The sequence below is a fragment of the Pseudomonas sp. GD04015 genome, assembly GCF_029837675.1.
Classification (GTDB): domain Bacteria; phylum Pseudomonadota; class Gammaproteobacteria; order Pseudomonadales; family Pseudomonadaceae; genus Aquipseudomonas; species Aquipseudomonas paralcaligenes.
Map to the genome: position 1 here is coordinate 1 of NZ_JAOEEE010000017.1, position 22,512 is coordinate 22,512.

At 65.6% G+C, this 22,512-nt stretch carries 22 protein-coding genes and 1 pseudogene; 12 read left to right on the forward strand and 11 right to left on the reverse strand.

Annotated elements, in window-relative coordinates; genetic code table 11:
• The 6 genes from N7640_RS15250 to N7640_RS15275 form a co-directional block, all read left to right on the forward strand.
• A partial coding sequence (locus tag N7640_RS15250; protein WP_279906207.1) for a response regulator occupies positions 1–1,172 on the forward strand: 1,172 nt, incomplete at its 5' end.
• Positions 1,172–1,981 carry a protein-glutamate O-methyltransferase CheR gene (locus N7640_RS15255; RefSeq protein ID WP_220812629.1) on the forward strand — a complete coding sequence of 270 codons (810 nt, stop codon included), beginning with the start codon at positions 1,172–1,174 and terminating at the stop codon, positions 1,979–1,981. The genes N7640_RS15250 and N7640_RS15255, both read left to right, overlap by 1 nt.
• Positions 1,978–2,592 carry a chemotaxis protein CheB gene (locus N7640_RS15260; protein ID WP_279903087.1) on the forward strand — a complete coding sequence of 205 codons (615 nt, stop codon included), beginning with the start codon at positions 1,978–1,980 and terminating at the stop codon, positions 2,590–2,592. Before N7640_RS15255 ends, N7640_RS15260 begins: the two co-directional genes overlap by 4 nt.
• Positions 2,586–3,773 (forward strand): hybrid sensor histidine kinase/response regulator, encoded by a 1,188-nt coding sequence (locus N7640_RS15265; RefSeq protein WP_220812631.1) that lies wholly within the window; start codon positions 2,586–2,588, stop codon positions 3,771–3,773. Before N7640_RS15260 ends, N7640_RS15265 begins: the two co-directional genes overlap by 7 nt.
• Before the next feature lie 173 nt (positions 3,774–3,946).
• On the forward strand, positions 3,947–4,249 hold the full coding sequence (locus N7640_RS15270; RefSeq protein WP_220812632.1) for a hypothetical protein: 303 nt from the start codon (positions 3,947–3,949) through the stop codon (positions 4,247–4,249).
• A 27-nt stretch (positions 4,250–4,276) separates the two neighbouring features.
• Positions 4,277–4,462, forward strand: a complete 186-nt coding sequence (locus tag N7640_RS15275; RefSeq protein ID WP_220812633.1) for a PA3371 family protein — start codon at positions 4,277–4,279, stop codon at positions 4,460–4,462.
• Positions 4,463–4,765: 303 nt separating this feature from the next.
• Here N7640_RS15275 and N7640_RS15280 read toward each other — a convergent pair whose 3' ends face one another.
• Positions 4,766–6,562 (reverse strand): ATP-binding protein, encoded by a 1,797-nt coding sequence (locus N7640_RS15280; protein ID WP_279906049.1) that lies wholly within the window; start codon positions 6,560–6,562, stop codon positions 4,766–4,768.
• A 13-nt stretch (positions 6,563–6,575) separates the two neighbouring features.
• Positions 6,576–7,928, reverse strand: a complete 1,353-nt coding sequence (gene algB / locus N7640_RS15285; RefSeq protein ID WP_220812635.1) for a sigma-54-dependent response regulator transcription factor AlgB — start codon at positions 7,926–7,928, stop codon at positions 6,576–6,578.
• Between the two features lie 233 nt (positions 7,929–8,161).
• On the opposite strand from algB, the gene N7640_RS15290 reads away from it, so the two are divergent.
• From N7640_RS15290 to N7640_RS15305, 4 genes are all read left to right on the forward strand, one after another.
• Complete coding sequence (locus N7640_RS15290; RefSeq protein ID WP_220812636.1) at positions 8,162–8,605, forward strand: PA2169 family four-helix-bundle protein; 444 nt, start codon at positions 8,162–8,164, stop codon at positions 8,603–8,605.
• A 33-nt stretch (positions 8,606–8,638) separates the two neighbouring features.
• A complete protein-coding gene (locus tag N7640_RS15295; protein ID WP_220812637.1) occupies positions 8,639–8,791 on the forward strand; it encodes a hypothetical protein in 153 nt (50 codons plus the stop codon).
• A 17-nt stretch (positions 8,792–8,808) separates the two neighbouring features.
• Positions 8,809–8,970, forward strand: a complete 162-nt coding sequence (locus N7640_RS15300; protein ID WP_192313808.1) for a DUF1328 domain-containing protein — start codon at positions 8,809–8,811, stop codon at positions 8,968–8,970.
• Between the two features lie 367 nt (positions 8,971–9,337).
• The gene (locus N7640_RS15305; RefSeq protein ID WP_279906050.1) at positions 9,338–10,564 is read left to right on the forward strand and encodes a nucleoside recognition domain-containing protein; all 1,227 of its coding nucleotides are present in this window, start codon (positions 9,338–9,340) and stop codon (positions 10,562–10,564) included.
• A 104-nt stretch (positions 10,565–10,668) separates the two neighbouring features.
• Here the strand turns inward: N7640_RS15305 and aroE are convergent, their stop codons facing one another.
• From aroE to N7640_RS15330, 5 genes are all read right to left on the reverse strand, one after another.
• Positions 10,669–11,487, reverse strand: a complete 819-nt coding sequence (gene aroE, locus N7640_RS15310; RefSeq protein ID WP_279906052.1) for a shikimate dehydrogenase — start codon at positions 11,485–11,487, stop codon at positions 10,669–10,671.
• 64 nt (positions 11,488–11,551) lie between these two features.
• Positions 11,552–12,466 carry an oxygen-dependent coproporphyrinogen oxidase gene (gene hemF, locus N7640_RS15315; protein WP_220812640.1) on the reverse strand — a complete coding sequence of 305 codons (915 nt, stop codon included), beginning with the start codon at positions 12,464–12,466 and terminating at the stop codon, positions 11,552–11,554.
• A 124-nt stretch (positions 12,467–12,590) separates the two neighbouring features.
• On the reverse strand, positions 12,591–13,328 hold the full coding sequence (locus N7640_RS15320) for an SDR family oxidoreductase (protein WP_279904154.1): 738 nt from the start codon (positions 13,326–13,328) through the stop codon (positions 12,591–12,593).
• A gap of 5 nt (positions 13,329–13,333) precedes the next feature.
• On the reverse strand, positions 13,334–14,635 hold the full coding sequence (locus N7640_RS15325) for an FAD-binding oxidoreductase (RefSeq protein ID WP_279904153.1): 1,302 nt from the start codon (positions 14,633–14,635) through the stop codon (positions 13,334–13,336).
• Positions 14,629–15,036 carry a GtrA family protein gene (locus N7640_RS15330; RefSeq protein ID WP_279904152.1) on the reverse strand — a complete coding sequence of 136 codons (408 nt, stop codon included), beginning with the start codon at positions 15,034–15,036 and terminating at the stop codon, positions 14,629–14,631. Before N7640_RS15330 ends, N7640_RS15325 begins: the two co-directional genes overlap by 7 nt.
• A 30-nt stretch (positions 15,037–15,066) precedes the next feature.
• Here N7640_RS15330 and N7640_RS15335 point away from each other — a divergent pair.
• Positions 15,067–15,939, forward strand: a pseudogene (locus N7640_RS15335) (decaprenyl-phosphate phosphoribosyltransferase); the annotation flags it as partial.
• A 13-nt stretch (positions 15,940–15,952) separates the two neighbouring features.
• Positions 15,953–16,366 (forward strand): divergent PAP2 family protein, encoded by a 414-nt coding sequence (locus N7640_RS15340; protein WP_220812645.1) that lies wholly within the window; start codon positions 15,953–15,955, stop codon positions 16,364–16,366.
• A gap of 49 nt (positions 16,367–16,415) precedes the next feature.
• Here N7640_RS15340 and cysC read toward each other — a convergent pair whose 3' ends face one another.
• Genes cysC through N7640_RS15360 form a run of 4 tightly spaced genes read right to left on the reverse strand, consistent with a single transcriptional unit; the run spans position 16,416 to position 22,504 of the window.
• Positions 16,416–17,060 (reverse strand): adenylyl-sulfate kinase, encoded by a 645-nt coding sequence (gene cysC / locus N7640_RS15345; protein WP_279904151.1) that lies wholly within the window; start codon positions 17,058–17,060, stop codon positions 16,416–16,418.
• Between the two features lie 20 nt (positions 17,061–17,080).
• Positions 17,081–18,124 carry a glycosyltransferase family 2 protein gene (locus tag N7640_RS15350; protein ID WP_279904150.1) on the reverse strand — a complete coding sequence of 348 codons (1,044 nt, stop codon included), beginning with the start codon at positions 18,122–18,124 and terminating at the stop codon, positions 17,081–17,083.
• Between the two features lie 11 nt (positions 18,125–18,135).
• Entirely contained in the window at positions 18,136–21,705 is a 3,570-nt protein-coding gene (locus tag N7640_RS15355; protein ID WP_279904149.1) for a glycoside hydrolase family 99-like domain-containing protein, read from the reverse strand.
• A gap of 43 nt (positions 21,706–21,748) precedes the next feature.
• Complete coding sequence (locus tag N7640_RS15360) at positions 21,749–22,504, reverse strand: ABC transporter ATP-binding protein (protein WP_220812648.1); 756 nt, start codon at positions 22,502–22,504, stop codon at positions 21,749–21,751.
• Between the last annotated feature and the right edge of the window lie 8 nt (positions 22,505–22,512).

Below are 22,512 nucleotides of genomic sequence, written 5' to 3' on the forward strand. Positions count from 1 at the left end.
TGGTGGTGGAGGACGAGGAGCGCTTCGCCCGCATCCTCTTCGACCTGGCCCACGAGCTGGGCTACGCCTGCCTGGTGGCCACCTGCGCCGACGAGGGCCTGGAGCTGGCCCGCCAGTTCCGCCCGGACGCCATCCTGCTCGACATGCACCTGCCCGACGGCTCCGGCCTCGGCGTGCTGCAACGCCTGAAGGACGACGCCCAGACCCGCCACATCCCGGTCCACGGGGTGTCGGTGGAGGACCACAGCGAGGCGGCCCTGCACCTGGGCGCGGTGGGTTATGCGCTCAAGCCCACCAGCCGCGAGCAGCTCAAGGAGGTGTTCGGCAAGCTCGAGGCCAAGCTCAACCAGCAGGTCAAGCGCGTGCTGCTGGTGGAGGACGACCCGCTGCAGCGCGACAGCATCGCCCGCCTGATCGGCGACGAGGACATCGAGATCACCGCCGTGGCATTCGCCGGCGAGGCGCTGGAGAAGCTGCGCGAGACGGTGTTCGACTGCATGATCATCGACCTCAAGCTGCCCGACATGCAGGGCAACGAGCTGCTGCGGCGCATGGCCGAGGAGGACATCTGCTCGTTCCCGCCGGTGATCGTCTACACCGGGCGCAACCTGACCCGCGATGAGGAAGCCGAGCTGCTCAAGTACTCGCGCTCGATCATCATCAAGGGCGCGCGCTCGCCGGAGCGGCTGCTGGACGAAGTCACCCTGTTCCTGCACAAGGTCGAGGCCGAGCTGTCCAGCGAGCGCCAGCGCATGCTCAAGACCGCGCGCAGCCGCGACAAGGTGTTCGAGGGCCGCCGCCTGCTGCTGGTGGACGACGACGTGCGCAACATCTTCGCCCTGTCCAGCGCGCTGGAGCAGAAGGGCGCGGCGGTGGAGGTGGCGCGCAACGGCATCGAGGCGCTGGCCAAGCTGCGCGAGCACGACGACATCGACCTGGTGCTGATGGACGTGATGATGCCGGAGATGGACGGCTACGAGGCCACCCGGCAGATTCGCCAGGAGGCGCGCTGGAGGAACCTGCCGATCATCGCGGTGACGGCCAAGGCGATGAAGGACGACCAGGAGCGCTGCCGCGAGGCCGGCGCCAACGACTACCTGGCCAAGCCCATCGACCTCGACCGCCTGTTCTCCCTGATCCGCGTATGGATGCCCAAGCTGGAACGCCTCTGATGCCCGACGAGATCGAACTGCGCCTGCTGATCGAGGCGATCTACCTGCGCTACAGCTACGACTTCCGCGACTACGCGGGGGCCTCGCTGAAGCGCCGGGTGCGCCAGGCGCAGGCCCAGCTGGATTGCCCGACCATCTCGGCGCTGCAGGAGCGCATCCTGCACGACCCCAAGGCGTTCATGCAGCTGCTGCAGTACCTCACCATCCCGGTCAGCGAGATGTTCCGCGACCCGAGCTACTTCCTGGCCCTGCGCGAGCAGGTGGTGCCGCTGCTGCACACCTACCCGTCGCTGAAAGTCTGGGTGGCCGGCTGCAGCACCGGCGAGGAGGTGTATTCGCTGGCCATCCTGCTGCGCGAGGAAGGCCTGCTGGAGCGCACCATGATCTACGCCACCGACATCAACCCGCACTCGCTGGAGAAGGCCGAGCAGGGCATCTTCGCCCTCGACAACCTGCGCACCTACACCCAGAACTACCAGCTCTCCGGCGGCAAGCGGGCGTTCTCCGACTACTACTCGGCGGCCTACGACCGGGTGCTGTTCGACAAGTCGCTGCGCGCCAACGTGACCTTCGCCGACCACAGCCTGGCTACCGACAGCGTGTTCGCCGAGACCCACCTGGTGTCCTGCCGCAACGTGCTGATCTACTTCAACCGCGACCTGCAGGACCGTGCGCTCGGCCTGTTCCACGACTCGCTCTGCCACCGTGGCTTCCTCGGCCTGGGCAGCAAGGAAAGCATCGACTTCTCCGCCTACGCCAAGCAGTTCGAGGCGCTTGCGCGCCCCGAGCGGATCTTCCGCAAGCGATGAACGGCCAGCGGCGGATCATCCTGCGCGGCCAGACCCGGGCCCCGCTGGAGGCGCTGGTGATCGGCGCCTCAGCCGGCGGCGTGGAAGCGCTGTTGCAGCTGCTCGCCGAGCTGCCTGCGGACTACCGGCTGCCGGTGGTCTGCCTGCTGCACCTGCCGGACCGCAGCGACAGCCTGCTCGCCGAGCTGCTCGCCCAGCGCCTGGCACTGCCGGCCAAGGAGGCCGAAGACAAGGAAGGCCTGCGCGGCGGCGTGGTCTACGTGGCGCCGGCCGGCTACCACCTGTCCATCGAGACCGATCGCAGCTTCTCGCTCAGCCGCGAGGAGCCGCGGCATTTCTCGCGCCCGTCGATCGACATACTCTTCGAGTCCGCCGCCGACGCCTATGGCGAGCGGCTGGCCGGCGCCCTGCTCACCGGCGCCAACGAGGATGGCGCGGCCGGAATGCTGGCTATCCAGCGAGCCGGTGGCTTGACTCTGGTGCAGGAGCCGTCCGACGCTCAGGTACCCACCATGCCGGAGGCGGCGCTGGCGCTGCTGCAACCGGACTTTCTCCTGCCCATCGCCACCATGCGCCCGCTGCTGGCCGAACTGGATGCCCTGCCATGCTGAGGAAGATTGAAGCCAAGCTGTTGATCGTCGACGACCTGCCGGAGAACCTGCTGGCCCTGCAGTCGCTGATACAGGGCGAGGACCGCACGGTGTTCCAGGCCAGCAGCGCCGACGAGGCGCTGTCGCTGCTGCTCGAACACGAGTTCGCCCTAGCCATCCTCGACGTGAAGATGCCGGGCATGAACGGCTTCGAGCTGGCCGAGCTGATGCGCGGCACGGAGAAGACCAAGCACATCCCGATCATCTTCGTCAGCGCCGTCGGGCGCGAGATGGACTATGCCTTCAAGGGCTACGAGAGCGGCGCGGTGGACTTCCTGCACAAGCCGCTGTCGCCCTACGAGGTGCGCAGCAAGGTGGCGATGTTCGTCGAGCTGTACCGCCACCGCAAGGCCCTGAGCCTGCAGCTGGAGGACCTGGAGGCCGGGCGCCGCGAGCAGGAAGCGCTGCTCGCCGAGCTGCGCGAAACCCAGGCCGAGCTGCAGAAGGCGGTGCAGATGCGCGACGTGTTCATGTCCATCGCCTCCCACGAGCTGCGCACGCCGCTCAACGGCCTGATCCTCGACGTGCAGCTGCGCAAGCTGCGCCTGCAGCAGGGCCGCGACGACGCCTTCACCCTGGAGAAGCTGCGCGAGATGGTCGCCCGCGACGAGCGGCAGATCCGCAGCCTGACCCGGCTGATCGACGACATGCTCGATGTCTCGCGCATCCGCACCGGCAAGCTGTCCGTACGCCCGCAGCCGGCCGACCTCGGCGTGCTGGCCGGCAACGTGGTGGAAAGCCTGGCCGCGCAGTTCGCCAGCGCCGGCAGCCATATCGAACTGGAAGTGGAAGGGCCCGCGCCGGTGCTGATGGACGAGTTCCGCATCGAGCAGGTGCTGGCCAACCTGTTGACCAACGCGCTGCGCTACGGTGACGGCAAGCCGGTGTCGGTGCGGGTCAAGGTGGAGGACGATTTCGTCCGCGCCGAGGTGCGCGACCAGGGCATGGGCATCTCCGAGGCGGACCAGCGGCGGGTGTTCGAGCAGTTCGAGCGGGTGGCCGGCACCAGCGTTGCCCAGGGGCTGGGGCTGGGCCTGTTCATCAGCGAACAGATCGTCCAGGCCCACGGCGGGCGCATCGAGCTGAGCAGCCGTCTCGGCGAGGGCTCGTGCTTCACCGTCGTGCTGCCGCACCGAGCCTGATCGTGCAAATTGCATGCGCCATGCATCGTGCATCTTGCAAAGCGCATGGCACACGCTGGTGCAAATAAATATAACTAATTGATTTTAAAGGAGATTAAGACCAGCAAAAGACTGGCACGAGCGCTGCAACATCAGTCACGTAAGCCCCGACTGATCGCTAATGGAGAAGCGCCATGCACACTGTCCGACTGAGCCTGTTCTGCGCCGCTGCATTGCTGGTCAACGGAGCTTACGCCACCGATCTCACCGGTTCGGCCGGCGCCGCCGCCAAGACCGCCGAACTCACCGTCTCCACCTCCATGGTCAGTGACACTCGCACCAGCGCGCTGCTGGAAGGCTTCGGCGAGCTGCGCCGGCAGGCCTCCCGCGCCGCTCGCGAGGATGGCCAGTGGCTGCGCATTTCCGACCAGGGCGAGACCGACACCGCCACGCGCCAGCCGAGTCCCGCAGACAGCACCCCGCGCTGGGTGTTCTGACGACTCTGACCGACCAGGAATCCCGCCATGTCCAGAAGCGCCATCTTCCTGCTGATCATGACTCTGTTGAGCCTGTTCACCCTGTGGCTGAACCCCGGCCTGGAAGAGATCCCCGCCCTGGCGCTCAAATGTGCCGCAGGCTTTTTCGGCCTGGCCTTCCTGGTGGCGCTGATGGCGGGCCGCCGCTTCAAGTTCGACCCGATCCTGCGCTGAAACCAATCCCGTCTGATTCGCAGGGTGTCGCGGGGCCGCCCAGGTCGCGCGCACCAGACGCCAAAGCGGAAGGCTATGTCCACGTTACGTGTTGGTGGCGCAATCCTGCTTTTGTGGGAGCGGTTGGGCGGCATTCCGATTGGCCGCGAAATTCGCGGATAAATCCGCTCCCACAAGGTGTACAACAACTAACGGGGACATAGCCAAGCGGAACCTCATGAGGTACGCACGGCCTGGGCGGCCCCGCGACACCCTACACCGCAATCCCGACCCATCGCGCCGCAGGCAGCCTTTCGCCGGCCGTCAGACCGGCAGGCTGAAGTAGAAGTTGGCGCCCTCGCCGGGGCGCGAGTAGACGCCTAGCCGGCCGCCGTGCAACTGCACGATCTCCCGCGCCAGCGCCAGCCCCAGCCCGACCCCTCCCTTGCGCCGCCCCACCTGCACGAAAGGCTCGAAGATGCGCGCCTGCTGGCCGAAGGGAATGCCCTCGCCCTCGTCCTGCACGCTGACGATCACCTGTTCGCCATGGCGGCGCGCCTGCAACCGCACCTTGCCGCCCGGGTTGCTGTGGCGCAGGGCGTTGCTAACCAGGTTGTTGAGCACCCGCTCCAGTTGCCCGGCGTCGAGGTTGAGGCGCGGCAGCGGCTCGTGGGCCTCGCAGACGAGGGTCACGCCGCGCTCCGCCGCCTCTTCGGCGAAGCGTTCGTGGGTCTGGTCGACCATCGCGGTCAGGTCGTACGGGTTGCGCTGCAGGGTCTGCAGGCCGTTCTGGTAGCGCGAGAACTCCAGCAGGTCGTCGATCAGTTGCACCAGCCGGCGCATTTCCTCGTCGACGGTGCGCATCAGCTCCTGCTCGCGCCCGCCCGGCTCCAGCGACAGCCGCTCGCGCAGCAGACTGAAGGCCATGTGCATGCCGGTGATCGGCGTGCGCAGCTCGTGGGAGGCGCGCAGGACGAACTCGTTGCGTACCCGCTCGAAGGTGCGCTGCTCGGTGACGTCGCGCAGCACCATCACCGCCCCCACGCTGCCGCCCTCGCGCAGCTGCACCGGGGTCAGCGCCCAGGCCAGCAGGCGCACCTCGCCGTCGCGACCGATCTGCAGATCGGCCGGTGGCTCGCGCATCAGCTCGCCGGCGAGCACCTGGCGCAATGCCTCGTCCACCGCGTGGCCGGGCAGCAGCGGGCCGATGGGCTGCTCCTGGATGTCCACGCTCCACGACAGCTGGCGCAGCGCCACCGGGTTGGCGTGTTCGACGCGGCCCTGGGCGTCGAGGATGACCAGGCCGTCGTCGATGCTGTCGAGCACCGCCTTCAGGCGGCCCTCGCTGTTGAGCAGCTGGTTGAGGTTGCTCGAATAGTACTGGCGCAGGGCCTCGGTCATCAGGCCGAAGCGCCGGCTCAGCACCGCCAGCTCGACCACCGGCGACACCGGCAGCACCACGTCGTACTGGCCGCGGCCGACCTGGTCGGCGGCCCGCGCCAGCAGGTCGATGGGCGCGCCGAAGCGGCGGGCGATGCCGTTGGCGGTGAGCACGCCGATCGCCAGCACCGACAGGCCCATGAGGGCGAGCAGCACGGCGATCAGCTGGGAACGTTCGCCGGCCTTCTTCTCGGCCTCGATGACCCGCTCCACCACCTGGTCCTGCTCGTCGAGCAGGTGGTTGCGCAACCGCTTGAAGGCCTCGGTGAAGGGCTTGTGGCTGGCCAGGTTGTGCGGCGTCTCGCCGGCGGGCGTGCCGCTGGCGGCCGCCTGCTCCATCTGGTCGTAGAACGTCGCGGCCTCTTCGAGTCCACGCTTGTAGCGCTCTCCCAGGTCGGCGCCGAGCCCCTCGGCGAGGGTCGAGCGGAAGGCCTGGCGAATGCTCGCGAGGCCGTCCGGGTCCGGGTTCTGGTCGATCAGCACGATCAGTTCGTCGCCCAGGTGCTGGCGCAGCTTCTGGCCGACCTGCACGGCGGTGAAGCCGCGCTGGATCAGCTCGCTCTGGCCACGCGCCATCTGGGTGACGCTGTACAGCCCGAGCAGCAGGCCCATCAGCGCCACGGTGATCAGCGCGGAAATGCTCAGGAACAGACGGGTGCGAAGCTTCATCGGCAGCTTCATGGTGACCCCATGGTCAAAGGTTGTACTGCTTGCGTTTGCGGTAGAGGGTCGAAGCGTCTATGCCCAGGGTCTTGGCCGCCATGTCCAGGGTGTTGCTGCTGGCCAGGACGGCGGCGATGTGGGCCTTCTCCAGCTCTTCGAGACTCATGGACGCCCCCACCCGCACGGCGCCGCTCGGCGCCTCGCCACCGCCACCGAGTCCGAGGTGGACGATTTCCACCGTCTCCTGCTGGCAGATGATGCTGGCGCGCTCGATGACGTTGCGCAGCTCGCGGATGTTGCCCGGCCAGTGGTAGGCCTGCAGGGCGGCCACGGCCTCTGGGCTGAAGCCGCAGGCCGGGCGGCCGTAGTCGCTGACGAAGCGGGCGAGGAAGCGTTCGGCCAGGGACAGCACGTCCTCGTGGCGCTCGCGCAGCGGCGGCAGCTTGAGGGTGATGACGTTGAGGCGGTAGAGCAGGTCCTCGCGGAAGCGGCCCTCGCGGACCATGTCGTCCAGGTCCAGGTTGGTGGCGGCGACGATGCGCACGTCGGCGCGCCGGGTGACCGGGTCGCCGACCCGCTCGTATTCCTTGTCCTGGATGAAGCGCAGCAGCTTGGGCTGCAGGGTGAGCGGGAAGTCGCCGATCTCGTCGAGGAACAGGGTGCCGCCGTCGGCCTGGCTGACCCGGCCCTGGGTGCTCTCGCTGGCGCCGGTGAAGGAGCCGCGGGCGTGGCCGAACAGCTCGCTTTCCATCAGCTCGGCGGTCAGCGACGGGCAGTTGATGGTCACGCAGGTGCGCTTGGCGCGGCGGCTCCAGCCATGGATGGCGCGGGCCAGTTCGCCCTTGCCGGTGCCGGACTCGCCGAGGATGAGGATGTTGGCGTCGGTGGTCGCGACCTGGCGGGCGGTTTCCAGGATCGCCATCATCGCCGGGCTGTGCGAGTCGAGGCCGTCCTTGGACTTGCGCACCTCGCCCTCCAGCGCCTCCAGCCGCGCCGCCAGCGCGCGCACTTCCAGCTGCTTGGCGGCGGCCAGGCGCAGCTGGTCCGGCGAGCAAGGCTTGACCAGGTAATCGGCGGCGCCGGCCTGGATCGCATCGACGGCAGTGTCCACGGCGGAGTGGGCGGTGACGATCACCACCCGCATCCAGGGCGCCTGGATGCGCATCTGCGCCAGCAGGTCCAGGCCGTTGTCCTCGCCCAGGCGCAGGTCGAGGAAGCACAGGTCGAACACCTGGCGCAGCAACAGGTTGTCGGCCTGGGCGGCGCTGCCGGCCGTGGCGACCACGTAGCCGTCATCCTCCAGGCAGTAGCGGAATGTACGCAGGATCGCGGACTCGTCATCCACCAGCAGGATGCGTCCCTTGGCGGCAGCTTCTTCTTGCATCGTTTCTTCTCTTGGTGCGTCGGCCTGGAGGGTTAGTGTCGTAAGTTTCGTGCAAGTTGCACGGAAATTTTTGCGCAATCCTGCATGCTGCACGCCCCACCTGGTTTGCATGATATTTATCTTATTGAAATATAAGGAAAATTAAGTCGAATACGGCTGGCACGCAATTTGAGAAAGAAAGATCACAGACCGGGAAATTCCCGCGATGCGAAAGACGGATAGCGGAGGCCGCGATGAACAGCCAGTCCAACGTGCTCAACGAGCTGATAGAGATCACCCGAGACGGTGAGCGCTTCTATCAGCACGCCGCAGCCGAGGTGCAGGACCCGCGGCTGAAGGCGGTGTTCCACGACATGGCCGAGGCCAAGACCCGGATTCTCCAGGCGCTGGCGCTGAAAGTGGCGGAGGAGCGCGAGCATCCCGCCGAAGGCGGCACCCTCAGCGGTGCGTTGCGCCAGCTGTACGCGGACACCAAGGCGCGTCTTTCCCGCGATGGCGACGCCGCCTATGTCGCCGAACTGGAATCGACGGAAGACCGCCTGCTGAAAGCCTTCGAAGAGGCTCTGCCGGAAGCCGCTCCCGAGGAGCGCGCCTTGCTGGAATCCGAGATGCCGACGGTACGGGCCTGCCACGACCGTATGCGTGAACTGAAAAGAAGCTTGAACCAAGGCGCGTGAAAACGCCCCCAATCATTCAGAGGAGAAATGGAAATGCTCACCCTGATCTTTGCGTTGCTGATCGCCGTGCTAGGTGTCCTGGGCAGTGCGCTGAGTCTGGGCCGGGCCATGTTCTTCAGTCTGGATACCGAATCCGAGGACGAGCCAGCGGTTGACCGCCTGGCCGGCCTCCGGAACGTTGAATAGAAGAAGGAGACGTCATCATGCTGAGTTGGGCCATTACATTCCTGATCATCGCCATCATCGCCGCGGTTCTGGGCTTCGGTGGTATCGCCGGCACCGCCACGGGTATCGCGAAGATTCTCTTCGTGGTCTTCCTGGTGATGTTCATCGTATCCATGGTCTTCGGTCGTCGGGCGCCCTGACGCTCGACCAGGGCCTGTCGACGCCTTGTCACGCACGTGACGGGTTGTGCGCGAACGGTGACGTTGGTGCGGCAATCCGGGGAGCGACAACGCGTCAACAGGTCTTGTTTTGAAAAACCGCGCGGGGACAGGCGCGTGACCAGGGGGTCGGGATGCTCTGCCGACGGAGCGACCTAGGGGTACAGGGAGTGCCTCCGCAAGGACCGGGTCAGGCAGCAACGATGGCGGAAGCGCCGTCACCTCACGAGGGTGACGACGCTTCCGCCACGTTCATTTCCACGTCTCGTTTCATGAGCTGAAGCCCGCGCATCGCTCGCCCCGCTCCGGCATGGCCGCTATCATCGGCCTCCGACCGGGGGGACTGACGATGCTCAATGGCTTGTGGCTGGGATTCTTCGTGGTGGCCGCGCTGGCCGCCGCGCTGCGCTGGATCGGCGGCGACCCCACGGTGTGGGCGTCCATGGTGGAGAGCCTGTTCACCATGGCCAGGACGTCGGTCGACGTGATGATCCTGCTGTTCGGCACCCTCACCCTCTGGCTGGGCTTCCTGCGCATCGCCGAAAAGGCCGGCCTGGTCGAGATGCTGGCCCGCCTGCTGTCCCCGCTGTTCGCCCGGCTGATGCCGGAAGTGCCGCGCGGCCACCACTCCCTCGGCCTGGTCACCCTCAGCTTCACCGCCAACGGCCTCGGCCTGGACAACGCCGCCACGCCGATCGGCCTGCGCGCGATGAAGGCCCTGCAGGAACTCAACCCGAGCAGCACCTCGGCGAGCAACGCCCAGGTGCTGTTCATGGTGATGAACGCCTCGTCCTTCGTCCTGCTGCCGGTGTCGATCTTCATGTACCGCGCCCAGCAGGGCGCCGAGGACCCGGCGCTGGTGTTCCTGCCGATCCTCCTGGCCAACGCCGTGTCCAGCGCCAGCGCCCTGCTGTCGGTGGCGGTGATGCAGCGCCTGCGCCTGTGGGACCCGGTGCTGCTGGCCTGGCTCGGTGGCGCCGCGCTGGCCATCGGCACCTTCATGGCGGTGCTGGCGGGCCTCTCGGCCACGGCGCTGACCGCCCTGTCCTCGCTGCTCGGCAACCTGACCCTGTTCGGCCTGATCCTCAGCTTCCTGCTGCTCGGCGCGCTGAAGAAGGTGCCGGTGTACGAGAGCTTCGTCGAGGGCGCCAAGGAGGGCTTCGAGGTCGCCAAGAATCTTTTGCCCTACTTGGTCGCCATGCTCTGCGCGGTGGGCGTGCTGCGGGCCTCCGGCGCGCTCGACGTGCTGCTCGACGGCATCCGCTGGTGCGTCCAGGGCCTGGGCTGGGACACCCGCTTCGTCGAGGCCCTGCCGACGGGCCTGGTCAAGCCCTTCTCCGGCAGCGCGGCGCGGGCGATGCTGATCGAGACCATGCAGAGCCAGGGCGTGGACAGCTTCCCCGCGCTGGTGGCGGCGACCATGCAGGGCAGCACCGAGACCACCTTCTACGTGCTGGCCGTGTACTTCGGCGCGGTGGGCATCCAACGCGCCCGCCACGCGGTGGGCTGCGCCCTGTTCGCCGACATGGTCGGCGTCGTTGCCTCGATCCTGGTGTGCTACTGGTTCTTCGGCTGAGCGCCCGCCTGCGCTTCTTCCGCTGCCCGAAACCTTGTGGGAGCGGACCTTGTCCGCGAATCAGGCCCACAACACGCTTCGCGGGCAGAGCCCGCGCCTACGACTCAGCCCAGCTGGCGCCGCAGCTCCGCCAGCACAGGCGCGCTGTCCGGGCGCACGCCGCGCCACAGCAGGAAGGCCTCGGCGGCCTGCTCCACCAGCATGCCCAGGCCGTCGATGCAGCGCGCGGCGCCCTGCTCGGCCGCCCAGCGGTTGAAGGCCGTCGGTTCCCGGCCGTACATCATGTCGTAGCAGAGGGTGTGGCCAGGCCGTATCAGGTTCGGCTCCAAGGGCGGCAGCTCGCCGGCCAGGCTGGCCGAGGTGCCGTTGACGATCAGGTCGACCGGCTCGCTCAGCCAGTCGAAACCGCTGGCCGCGACCGGTCCCAGGTCGGCGAACTCGCGCGCCAGTTGCTCGGCCTTCTCCACCGTGCGGTTGGCGATCACCAGCGCCTGCGGCCGGTGCGCCAGCATCGGCGCCAGCACGCCGCGCACGGCGCCACCGGCGCCAAGCAGGAGGATCCGCTTGTCGGCCAGGTCGATGCCGGCGTTCACCGTCAGGTCGCGGACCAGGCCGGCGCCGTCGGTGTTGTCGCCGAGCAGGCGGCCATCGTCGAGCTTCTTCAGGGTGTTCACCGCACCGGCGCGGCGGGCCCGCTCGGTCAGTTCGTCGGCCAGGCGAAAGGCCTCCTCCTTGAACGGCACGGTGACGTTGCCGCCCAGCCCAGTGGCGAAGAACGCGCGGGCGTAGCCGGCGAAGTCGTCCAGCGGCGCCAGCAGCGCCTCGTAGCTCAGGTCCTGGCCGGTCTGTTCGGCGAACAGACGATGAATCAGCGGCGACTTGCTGTGGCCGATGGGGTTGCCGAACACGCCGTAACGGTCCATTACATGTCCTTCTGTCAGTAGGGCGGGTGCAACCCGCGCCACGGATACGCGGGTTGCACCCGCCCTACGCGCCGGCCAGCCAGTCGCGGTCCTGGAGGAAGTAGTCGGTCAGGCGCGCTTCCGCGGTGCCCGGCTCGGGCTTCCAGTCGTAACCCCAGCGCACGTGCGGCGGCAGGGACATGAGGATGGACTCGGTGCGCCCGCCGGACTGCAGGCCGAACAGAGTGCCGCGGTCGAACACCAGGTTGAACTCGACGTAGCGCCCGCGGCGGAAGGCCTGGAACTCGCGCTGCGCCTCGGTGAAGGGCGTGGCCTTGCGGCGCTGGATGATCGGCAGGTAGGCCTTGATGTAGGCGTCGCCCACGGCCCGCAGGAAGGCGAAGCTGGTGTCGAAGTCCCACTCGTTGAGGTCGTCGAAGAACAGCCCGCCGATGCCGCGCGGCTCGCCGCGGTGCTTGAGGTGGAAGTAGCGGTCGCACCATTCCTTGAACCGGGGATAGACATCCGCGCCGAAGGGGGCGCAGGCCTCACGGGCGACCTGGTGCCAATACACGCAATCTTCCTCGACGGCGTAGTAGGGCGTCAGGTCGAAACCGCCGCCGAACCACCAGACCGGCTCCTCCCCGGCCTTCTCCGCGCTGAACAGGCGGACGTTGGCGTGGGAGGTGGGCACGTGCGGGTTTTCCGGGTGGATCACCAGCGACACGCCCATGGCCTCGAAGCCACGGCCGGCCAGCTCGGGGCGGTGGGCGCTGGCCGACGGCGGCAGGCTGTCGCCGAAGACATGGGAGAAGTTGACGCCGCCCTTCTCGATCAGGGCGCCGTTCTCGATCACCCGGGTACGCCCGCCGCCACCGGCGGGGCGCTCCCAGGCATCCTCGAAGAAGCGGGCGGAACCGTCCTCGGCTTCGAGGGCGGCGCAGATACGGTCCTGCAGGTCGAGCAGGTAGGCCTTCACGGCCTGGGTGCGTTCGGTCACGGCATGGTTCCGGGCGGGTCAGAAGAGCGGGCAGCATACCACTGACGCCGCGCTTTCAGACCGTGAAAGCCACCGACAGGCGGCCCGCGGAACAGGAGTTGTCAGCGGGGCCGGACAGGCGGAATCAAAGCGACAACCGCTTGAAGATCGTTTCCGGAACGCTCTTGATGATCAACATGATCAGGCGCCAGAAGCCCGGCGTGTAGAGCACGTCGCGGCGCTTGTCGATGGCCTTTTCGATATCCGCGGCGACCTTGTCCGGGGTCGCCCACAGCGGCCCCTTGGGAAAGGCCGCAGTCATCGGCGTGTCGACGAAGCCGGGCTTGATCGTCAGCACCTGCACGCCACGCTTGCTCAGGCGGTTGCGCAGTCCCTGCAGGAACAGCGCCAGCGCGCCCTTGGCCGTGCCGTAGACGTAGTTGGACTGGCGGCCGCGGTCGCCGGCTACCGAACCGATCACGGCGATGGTGCCGTGGCCCTGGTTCTCGAAATGGTTCGCCAGCGAGGTGAGCAGGCCGATCACGCTCAGGGCGTTGGTCTTCAGCTCCTGCAGCGTCAGCTCGACGCTCTGTTCGCAGGCCTTCTGGTCGCCCAAGGTGCCGTGGGCAATCAGCACCATGTCCAGCCCGCCCAGTTCGGCGATGGCGGCTTCCAGCACGGCGGGATGGCTGTCCAGATCGTTGGCGTCGAAGAAGGCGTGGCTCGCGGCGCCGGCGCCACGCACCTTCAGGTCTTCCGCCAGGCTGCTCAGGCGTTCGCCGTTGCGCCCCAGCAGGTGGAGGTGACAGCCGCGCCGGGCGAAGCGGCGAGCAGTGGCCTCGGCGATGGCGGAGGTGGCGCCGATAATCAGCAGTTTCTGCATGGTGGTCATTCCAGTCCCAGTCGTTGTGCTTGCAGCGATACGAATCTGCCCAGGGCGCCGTAGCGCTCGCGCAGCGCCTGGAATTCTTCCCAGCGCGGGTAGCTCTGGCGGAAGGTCTCCGCGCTCATCCGCGCATCCTTGGTGAGGTAGAGGCGGCCACCGTGGGCCAGGACCATGCGGTCCAGCTCGTCGAGCAGCGCCGTCAGGCCACGTTCGTTCTTGAAATCCAGCGCCAGGGTGTAGCCCTCGATCGGGAACGACAGCGGGTTGTCGTTGGCCGCGCCGAAGGCCTTAAGCACCGCCAGGAACGAGCCACGCCCCGAGGCCGCGATGCGCTGGAGAATCGCCCTCATGCCCTCGCGTCCCGCTTCGCGGGGGATCACGAACTGGTACTGGAGGAAGCCGTCGCGGCCATACAGGCGGTTCCATTGGGCGATGCCATCTAGCGGGTAGAAGAACGGCCGGTAGTCGATGCGCTGCTCCGTGCGGGGCTGGCGGATGCGGTGGAAATACAGGCTGTTGAACGCCCTGATCGAATGGCGGTTGAGCAGTATGCCGGGCATGTCCACCGGCACCCCCAGGGTTCGCGACGGCGCCAGGTCGAGGGCGCCGGTACGGGCGTGCTCACCCAGCATGAGCAGCGAGCGACCCAGCGACTCGCCACTCGCCAGGCAGTCGATCCAGGCCACCGAATAGGTGCTGGCGCCATGGGCCTCGAAAAGGTCGAGCGCTTCGTCCAGGTTGGCGGCCTTGAGCGTCACCTGATCGATGAAGGCGCTGTGCACCCGGCGCAGGCGCAGGCGGGCCCGGAGGATCACGCCGGTCAGCCCCATGCCGCCACAGGTGGCGCGGAACAGCTCGGCGTGGCTGTCGGCGGAGCAGGTCAGCACCTCGCCGCTGGCAGTCAGGAGGTCGAAGGAATCGACGAAGGCGCTGAAACAGCCGTCGAGGTGGTGGTTCTTGCCATGCACGTCGCTGGCGATGGCGCCGCCGACGCTGACGAAGCGCGTGCCGGGCGTCACCGGCAGGAACCAGCCACGCGGCAGGAAGACATCGATCAACTCGGCCAGGGTCACCCCGGCATCGCAGTCGACCGTGCCCTCGTCAGGGTCGAACGCATGCAGGCGGTCGAGCGAGCGAGTCGAGAGAATATGGGGGGCCAGGGCGCTATCGCCATAGCTGCGCCCCATGCCGCGAGCGATCACCGGACCATCGGCCGCCAGATGCTCGGCGGCGCGGGTCGGGGTGGTCAGTTCCTGCAGCTGCGCGTCGATGGTCGGGTATCGCCCCCAGCCGCTGATCAGCATGGCGTCGAGTCCTGGGGAAATACGAACCGACGGTCCAGCAGGTACTTGGCGTAATAGCCGATGGCCAGGCCGATGACACCACCGAGATAACGCATTTCCTTGCTCTCGAACAGGTGATGGAAGCCGAACTCGAAGCTCCAGAAGATCGCGGTGGTGACGAGCCCCATCAGCGCATAGAGGAAAAAAACACGCCCATCGTGGGCGATATCCTGTGCGGTAAAGCTAAAGATGTAGCGTTTATCCAGCACGTATTTGACAATGAGCCCCACCCCAGTCCCCACCAGCACTGATAGCAGGATGGCATAAGGGCCGTGATAGGCCCTGACGACCATATCCTGGGAAAAGATATTGGTCGCGGTAGCGATCGCGGCCAATAACGAGTAGATCAGCGCAATTCTCATCAAGAACCCACCAGAAGCCATGCGGAGTTAAATGGCATGCATGCTACCTTACGCACCCCCTCCCCTCTAGCCCGGCTGAAAGGACTCCTGGCGCTGATGCGCCCCCGGCAGTGGGTGAAGAATGCGTTCGTCCTCGCCCCCTTGCTGTTCTCCGGCGAATTCCACGACCCCGACTCCATCGTTGCGGCGCTGATCGCGGCCGGCCTGTTCTGCATCGCGTCTTCGGCGACCTATATCGTCAATGACCTTCGCGACATCGAGCACGACCGCCGACACCCGCGCAAGTCCCTGACCCGCCCACTGGCCTCGGGCCTGGTCACGCCCCAGGCCGCCCTGGTCCTGCTGGCCGTGCTGTATGGAGCCCTGGTGGCCGCCTGGTTCCGCTTCCCCGAAGTGGTCCATGTGATCCTCGGCTACCTGCTGCTCAACCTCGCCTATACCTTCGTGCTCAAGCACCAGCCGGTACTGGATATCTTCACCATCGCCCTGGGCTTCGTCCTGCGCGTGTATGGCGGCGCCATGGCGCTGTCGGTACCGGTGTCGGGATGGATGTTCGTCACCACCCTGTGCCTGGCCCTCTACCTGGCATCGATCAAGCGCCGCCAGGAGCTGAGCAGCAACGGCAGCGAGAGCCGGGAAGTCCTGCGCCACTATTCCATCACGCTGGTGGACCGCTATGCCGAGATGTCGGCCATTGGCGCCCTGCTGTTCTACAGCCTGTTCGTCATCACCGGCCGCCCCGAGCTGATCATCAGCATTCCCCTGGTGCTCTATGGCCTGTTCCGCTACTGGTTCGTGGTGGAACAGGGCGGTGGCGAGTCGCCCACCGACGCGCTCCTCACCGACTGGCAACTGATGCTGGTCGCCCTGTTGTGGGCCGGCGCCTGCGCCTGGTCGCTGTAAGCGGAGGCCGTCCATGGATCTTGCCTACCTGATCACTCCCTTTGCCGCCTGGCTGACGGCCGGCTCGCTGAAGTTCGCCATCAACAGCCTGAAGGCCGGGCGACCGGCCTTCGGCCTGATCGGCTACGGCGGGTTGCCGAGCAACCACAGCGCGATCGTGAGCAGCATGGCCGCCCTGATCGCCCTGCGCGAAGGCATTGGCCATCCTGCCTTCGGCGTCGCCCTGACCCTGGCCTTCATCGTCCTGCTGGACGCCAACAGCCTGCGACGCCAGGTCGGCCTGCACGCCGAGGCGATCAACCGGCTGGGCAAGAGTGAACCGGAGGGGAAAGTGCTGCGCGAGCGCATGGGCCACAGCAAGGTCGAGATCATTGCCGGCCTGGTGGTCGGCGCGGCGGTGGCCTTCCTGGTACAGGGGCTGTTCTGATCGAACGATGAACGGGTAGTCCGGCAGGCGGACGCGCCTGGCCGATCGTTCAGCCCCTCATGTTTTCAAGTGGCTCGGACAAGGGCGCTTTCTGCAGAAAGGGCCGCATGACCTCCAGCAGACGGTCCGTGCAGACCTCGAGTGACGAAACCGACGTATCCAGGCTCAGGCACGCCGCCAGAGGAGGTTCGTAGGGAGCGGAGATGCCGGTGAACTCCGGGATCAACCCGGCGCGTGCCTTCTGATAAAGACCTTTGGGATCGCGCTGCTCGCAATGTTGCAGGGTGGTGCTGATGTGGATTTCACGAAAACATTCATGGCCGATTATTTCCTCCGCCATTTGCCGGTCCGAGCGGTAGGGGGAAATGAACGAGGTTATGACGATCAGGCCAGCGGTGTTCATCAGCTTGGCCACTTCCGCGATGCGCCGGATGTTCTCGGTGCGAGCCTCGGGGGAAAAGCCCAGGTCGCGGTTCAGGCCATGGCGAACATTGTCACCATCGAGAACGAAGCATGCGTGGCCCAGTTCGGCAAGGCGTTTCTCCAGAGCAAAGGCGAGAGTGGATTTTCCCGCACCGCTCAGTCCGGTCATCCACAAGGTCACGGGCAGCTGGCGAAGCAGGGCGTGACGCTCGGTAGACGCTACCTGGGTGTGCTGCCAGACCAGGTTCTTGACGGTGTCTTCTCGACTCATGATGTGGCCCTGAAATGAGGCTAGAGCTTGCCAAGTAGAGCGGCCAGTACCAGGGCCATGTTGCCTGGCAGGGTCTGGCGATATACGCCACAGCGCTGCATGCCGTGCAGACGAGACAACAATCCGGCCCGGCGCGCGGCGGCAAAGGTATGGAAGGTGTGGCAGCTTTCGTCGCTCAACAGGTCCCGGCACTGGCTCAGGGCGTCGACGTTGATGGTGTTCCAGGTGTGAAAATGTCCGGCGAGCATGCGCCGGATACGATGCAGGCGATCCTTCAGGTCGGAATTGGAGCCGACCAGGTTATTGCTGTGCTGGCGGTAGTCTACCGATGGCTGCTCGCAGTATCGAATGCGCCCTGTCGTGCCGCTTACCAGCATGTAGAGCCACCAGTCATGGGAAACGATGGGCAGCTCCGCCGTATGACTGAGCAATTGCCGGGCGCTGCGGTTGAATACCATGGTGTTGCCGCCAGCCAGGCTCTGCACCAATGCGTTCTTGAAGTGCGGGGCCTTGGGGAAAAGCGGAGACATGCCGAATGGCCGGCCGTCCTCGTGAACCAGCCGGGTTCGCCCGCAGTGTAGGGCCGGGATCGCGGGATCAACGGTTTGCAGCCAGGCCAGCGCACGCTCGAGATGATCCCTGTGCCAGATATCGTCCTGGTCGCTGAAAGCGAAGTAATCGGCCTCAATCTCTGGATCGCTGGCCATGGCCATGAAATTGCTGACGAATCCCCGCCGCGGCCCTTCGACCACGCGCAGGCGCTGCTCGCCTATCTGCCTCTGATAGCGTTGCAGCAGCGCCCGGGTGCTGTCCGTGGAGCCATCGTCCGACACCACGATCAGCCAGTTTTCATGGCTTTGGTGGATGATCGATTGCAACTGGTCGTCGAGAAACCGATCACCGTTGTAGGCGGCTAGCAGGATCGCCACTTTCGTGGCGTCCAGGGTGCGCTGAGTAGATTCGAGGCCTTGCCGATAACCGCCTGTCTCCAGCATGGCTTCTTTATACATCGCGCCTTCCCCGTTTATTGTGATGGGCCGCATTGGCGAGGTATCGGGCAGCATGGCTTCAGTCGTCAGAGCGTGGCATCGGCGAAGGCGTAGGCCTGGTTCGCGGGACGACTTTCTCCGCTGCTCACGTCCAGCCCTACCGCCCGGGCACTGATGCTGAAGGTACGCTCCAGGGCATGGGCCAGAGTGCCATCGACCTGGCCGGCTTCTTCCTCGAAGTCATCCTCGCTCAGTGCCAGATTGAGCAGGGGCAGGAATGTGCGAGTCTGGGCGAAGAACATGGTACCGGCAACGAAGTTCATTTCGCTCAGGTCGGCGGGGCTGATACCCAAGCGGCAGGCGAGTCCCTCGACACGGCGGGCATTCGACCCCCAATAGAAACTCATGGGTACCAGATGTCCGGCAGGGCCGAGAATGCCGGTGCTGGGCGAGAGGGCAAAGGTTTCCAGCGCCTGGCGCATGGCCTGCCCCGTCAGCAGTTTGTCGTAGAGGTCACGACGCCAGACATCACCATCCTCTCGGTGGGTGGACTTCTTGGTATGCACCTTGAGCAACAGGGTATGCCCATCGGCGACGATACGGGGCAGCAGCTTCATGAACGGCAGCACGTCACGACCGCGATTGGGTGTTTCTTCCAGGGTCCACGGGTGTCGGCAGTCGGCCAATATCTTTCTGACCTGCTGCGCCTTGTCGGGTGGGCAGGACAGGTAGAACTGTAGCGCAAGCCCCTCGATCTGCTGCAGATAGCCGAGAATTTCCTGCAAGACCTCGGGGTAATAGGCGTGAATCACCACGGCCAGAGTCTCCCGGGCCGGCGCTGCCGGAGCCGGCAGGCTGGCCCGCAGGCTGGCCATGCGGGTGGCTTCGAGGAAGCCGTAGCCGTGGCGTTGATCCGGCTCCAGATGAGCACCTTCGGCCCATTCGTTCCACGCGTTGATGAAAACGATGCGCTCATCCGGGTTCTGCTCACGCCCCAGCGTCTCGCGCATGGCTTCCAGCAGCCACTGCTGGTAACCACGTGGCGAACTGTTGACGAAGGAGATGCTGCAATTGCGCCGCCGGGCGGTATTGTCCCAAGAGGGGCAGACACTGCGGAACAGCTTGTAGCCAGGCTTGCCGTACTGGAGGCAGCGCTTGAGATAGATGCTCCAGTCGTATACCTGCCCCTGGAAGTCCTCCTGCAGCGGCTTGATCAGCCCGGTGACGGAAGGCGGATTGGTGGCATTGGGCGGGAACTCGATCGCCGCATCGAAGCCGAAGCGGGAAGGAGGCGGGTTGTCGAAGGACTGGGTATAGGCCAGGTAGATCTCGCCGATACCGTTTTCTCGACACCAAGTGCGCCAACGCAATGCGGTGGCCTTGGCATCCGGGAGCAGGCTGGGGCGGTAGACCAACAGCAATGGCTTGCCATCGATACGGATATAGCGGCTATCACGCATGTACTGGGCAATGTGGGCGATAAACGCCAGGTCATCCTCGGGACTGTGGTCCTGGCCGATGAGGATCTCGTGATCCAGTCCGTCCCAACGACGGCTCCAGTTCTCGTTGGCCCAGCACAGGCAGAACGGCAGGTCGAGGCTTGCGTCTGCGAGATAGCGCTCCACCGGGGTCTCCAGCAGGCGTTTGCCGCCGAACCAGTAGAAATAGAAGCAGAAACCGCCGAGGCCATATTGTTTGGCCAGCTCGACCTGACGCCGCTGGGTCTGTCCGTCAAGCAGGTCGTAATAGCCGAGGTCGCCAGGTACATGGGGCTGGTAGTGCCCTTCATAGAGCGGCTGGGCCGGGCGGACATTGGTCCACTCGGTAAAGCCTTCGCCCCACCAGGCGTCGTTCTCGGGAATGGGGTGGAACTGGGGCAGGTAGAAGGCGATCAGCCGAACCGGGCTTTCGACAGGCTGTGCATGGGGCTGTAGCTGCGGGATGGCCTCGACGGGTTCGTCAATCCACTGGAGTTGCGTGTCGTCGAGGGAGCGTTCGGGCTGCCGGCCCTGTTCCTGGCTCCACTGCCAGTTCTGATAGGCCCTGGTCTTGCGCAACAGCGGGCCGGCATGGGTGAACAGCCGGTGCTTGAAGGCCTGCTTGCTCCCCGTGGACAGAGGCAGGAGCCGCCACAGCCAGCGGACGCTTTCGGAGCCCAGGGCACGTACCAGCAGGCCCGGGTTCTGATAATGCCGTCGCAGCCCCCGGATCGGGCGGGTCAGGCGCCATGAATGGCCGGCATACACCTGCGCCAGTTCGGCACGCAGCTGATCCTGGCGCAACAGGCAGTCATTCAGTTCGCCGGCCAGTTCATGGCGGTGCTGCAGGGCTTGGGCGTGCATGTGCCAGGCGTTTTCGCACTCGGCATTGCTGGCGGCGAGTTGGTCGTTCAGCTGGTGGCGTTCGTTGTCCAGAACCCGGATGGTTTCGTTCAGAGCCTGGGTGGTCTCATTCAGAGCGTGGGTGGTCTCGCTCAGATCCCGGATGGTCTCGTTCAGATCCCGATGGCTGGCATGCATCTGCGCCAGCTCGGCACGCAGCTCATCCTGTTGAAATAGACTGTCGTTCAGCTTGCCGGCCAGCTCATGGCGATCCTGAAGAACCTGGCCGTGCATGTGCCAGGCATTTTCGCGTTCGACGTTGCAGGCGACGAGCTGGTCGCGCAACTGCTGGCAGTCACTGTCCAGAGCCTGGATGGTGCCGTTCAGGCCCAGAATGGTCTCGTTCTCGCTGCCGATGATTTGAAGGCGCTCATGATCGACTGCGTCGAGCGCCTGGGCGAGCGGCTTGAGCTCTTGCAGGGCAGCGGCCAGCTCCGTGCAGCTCTGGTTGAAGCCGACATCCTGAAGGTCCAGCTGGTCGGTGGCGACGCGACGCAGCAACTGGTACAGGGCTGCAACGGGCTGCGGCACTTGTGTGCGGTCACCCAGCTGTTCGGCTGAGTGACGAGTGTGACGGAGCCCCTGACTGAGAAAGTCCTGTTCGAACTCACGCATTTCGTCGGTGTCGGCCTCCGGCAGCGGCATATCGAAGGCAGTGGCAATACGCGATAACTGTTGCAGCGGTTGATCGAGCATGGCGTCGTAGTCGACCACTATGCGTCGTGCGCCTTCGCTGTAGCGCAGCGCCGCCAGCTGATAGTGCGCCCATAGCAGTTGTGCGCGCGCGGGGGTTATGTCGTCGCGCTTGTGCAGCGAAGCTGCGACGCTCAACGGATTGCGCAGGCAAATCAGGTAGCAAGGCTCAAGCGACAACTCGGCCAGCACACGCTGCCAGAAGGGCAACAGCAGGCAGGTCTGTGGGTCCTTGAAGGCGAACAGGCCGTGTTCTGGCAGCTTGGCACGCAGAATCGCCAAGGCCTCGTCCCGCCAAGGCGCCAGCTCCGAATCCAGACAGTGTGCCAGATCGATTTCGCCGAGCCTGTCCCAACTCGTTCCCAGCGCGTGGAGCAAGCGGGTGTTGAGCTCGTGAATATCCAGATCTTCGAAGAATCCCTTCTCGTTGTTGTTCTCGGCGGCGGGCATCAGGTTGTCGCCAAGTTCAACGCCCAGCGCCTTCAAGGCTCGGGTGATGACGCTGGTTCCACTGCGGTGCATGCCGAGTACAACGAAAACCCTTGTCAGGCCAACGCTCATATAAACCTCAACCAAGGCCATGTCCCGGCCTTCTTGTTATTGTCGAATTTGGTCGTGGAGACAATCAGATGGCTGGTTGTCGTTTGGCCGCACGTTCCCTGGCTTGTTCTTGCTTTACTGCCATGCGGATGGCCTCAAGGTAATTGCCAATGACTTCGCCCGTAGGGCCACAGTACAGGCTGCGCCCTTCATGTATCCACAGCACCCGGTCGCAGAGCGATTGGATCGCCTCCATGCTGTGAGAGACCAGTACCACGGTCTTCTTGGCGCGGATCTTGTCACGCATGGCCTGGTGGGACTTCATCTTGAAGCTTTCATCACCCACACCGAGCACTTCGTCGATCAGCATGATGTCGGGGTCGGCATGGATGGCCACGGCGAAACCCAGACGCGCGCGCATGCCGGTGGAATATGTGCCCACCGGACGCTCGAAGAACGTGCCCAGCTCGCTGAAGGCGTGAATCTCATCCATCAGCGCCCGGACGCGCTTGAGGCTCAGGCCGAGCAACAGCCCGCCAATCACCACGTTCTCTCGGCCAGATAGCTCGGGCTTGAAGCCAACGCTCAGTGCCAGCAGGCTGGCGCTGAGGCCGGGCTGGCGCCAGAGCGTGCCACGATCCGGTTCGGTAATGCCCGCGATCAGGCGCAGCAGGGTGCTCTTGCCCGCGCCGTTGGCGCCGATCACACCCAGGGTTTCGCCGGTGTTGAGGGTGAAGCTGACATCGTCCAGCGCCCAGAAATGGTTGTAGCGCAGAACGCCGGTGCGCTGGCGGTACGACAGGCCGACGTTGCGGGCCTCGAGAATTACCTGCTCGGTCATGCGCGCTC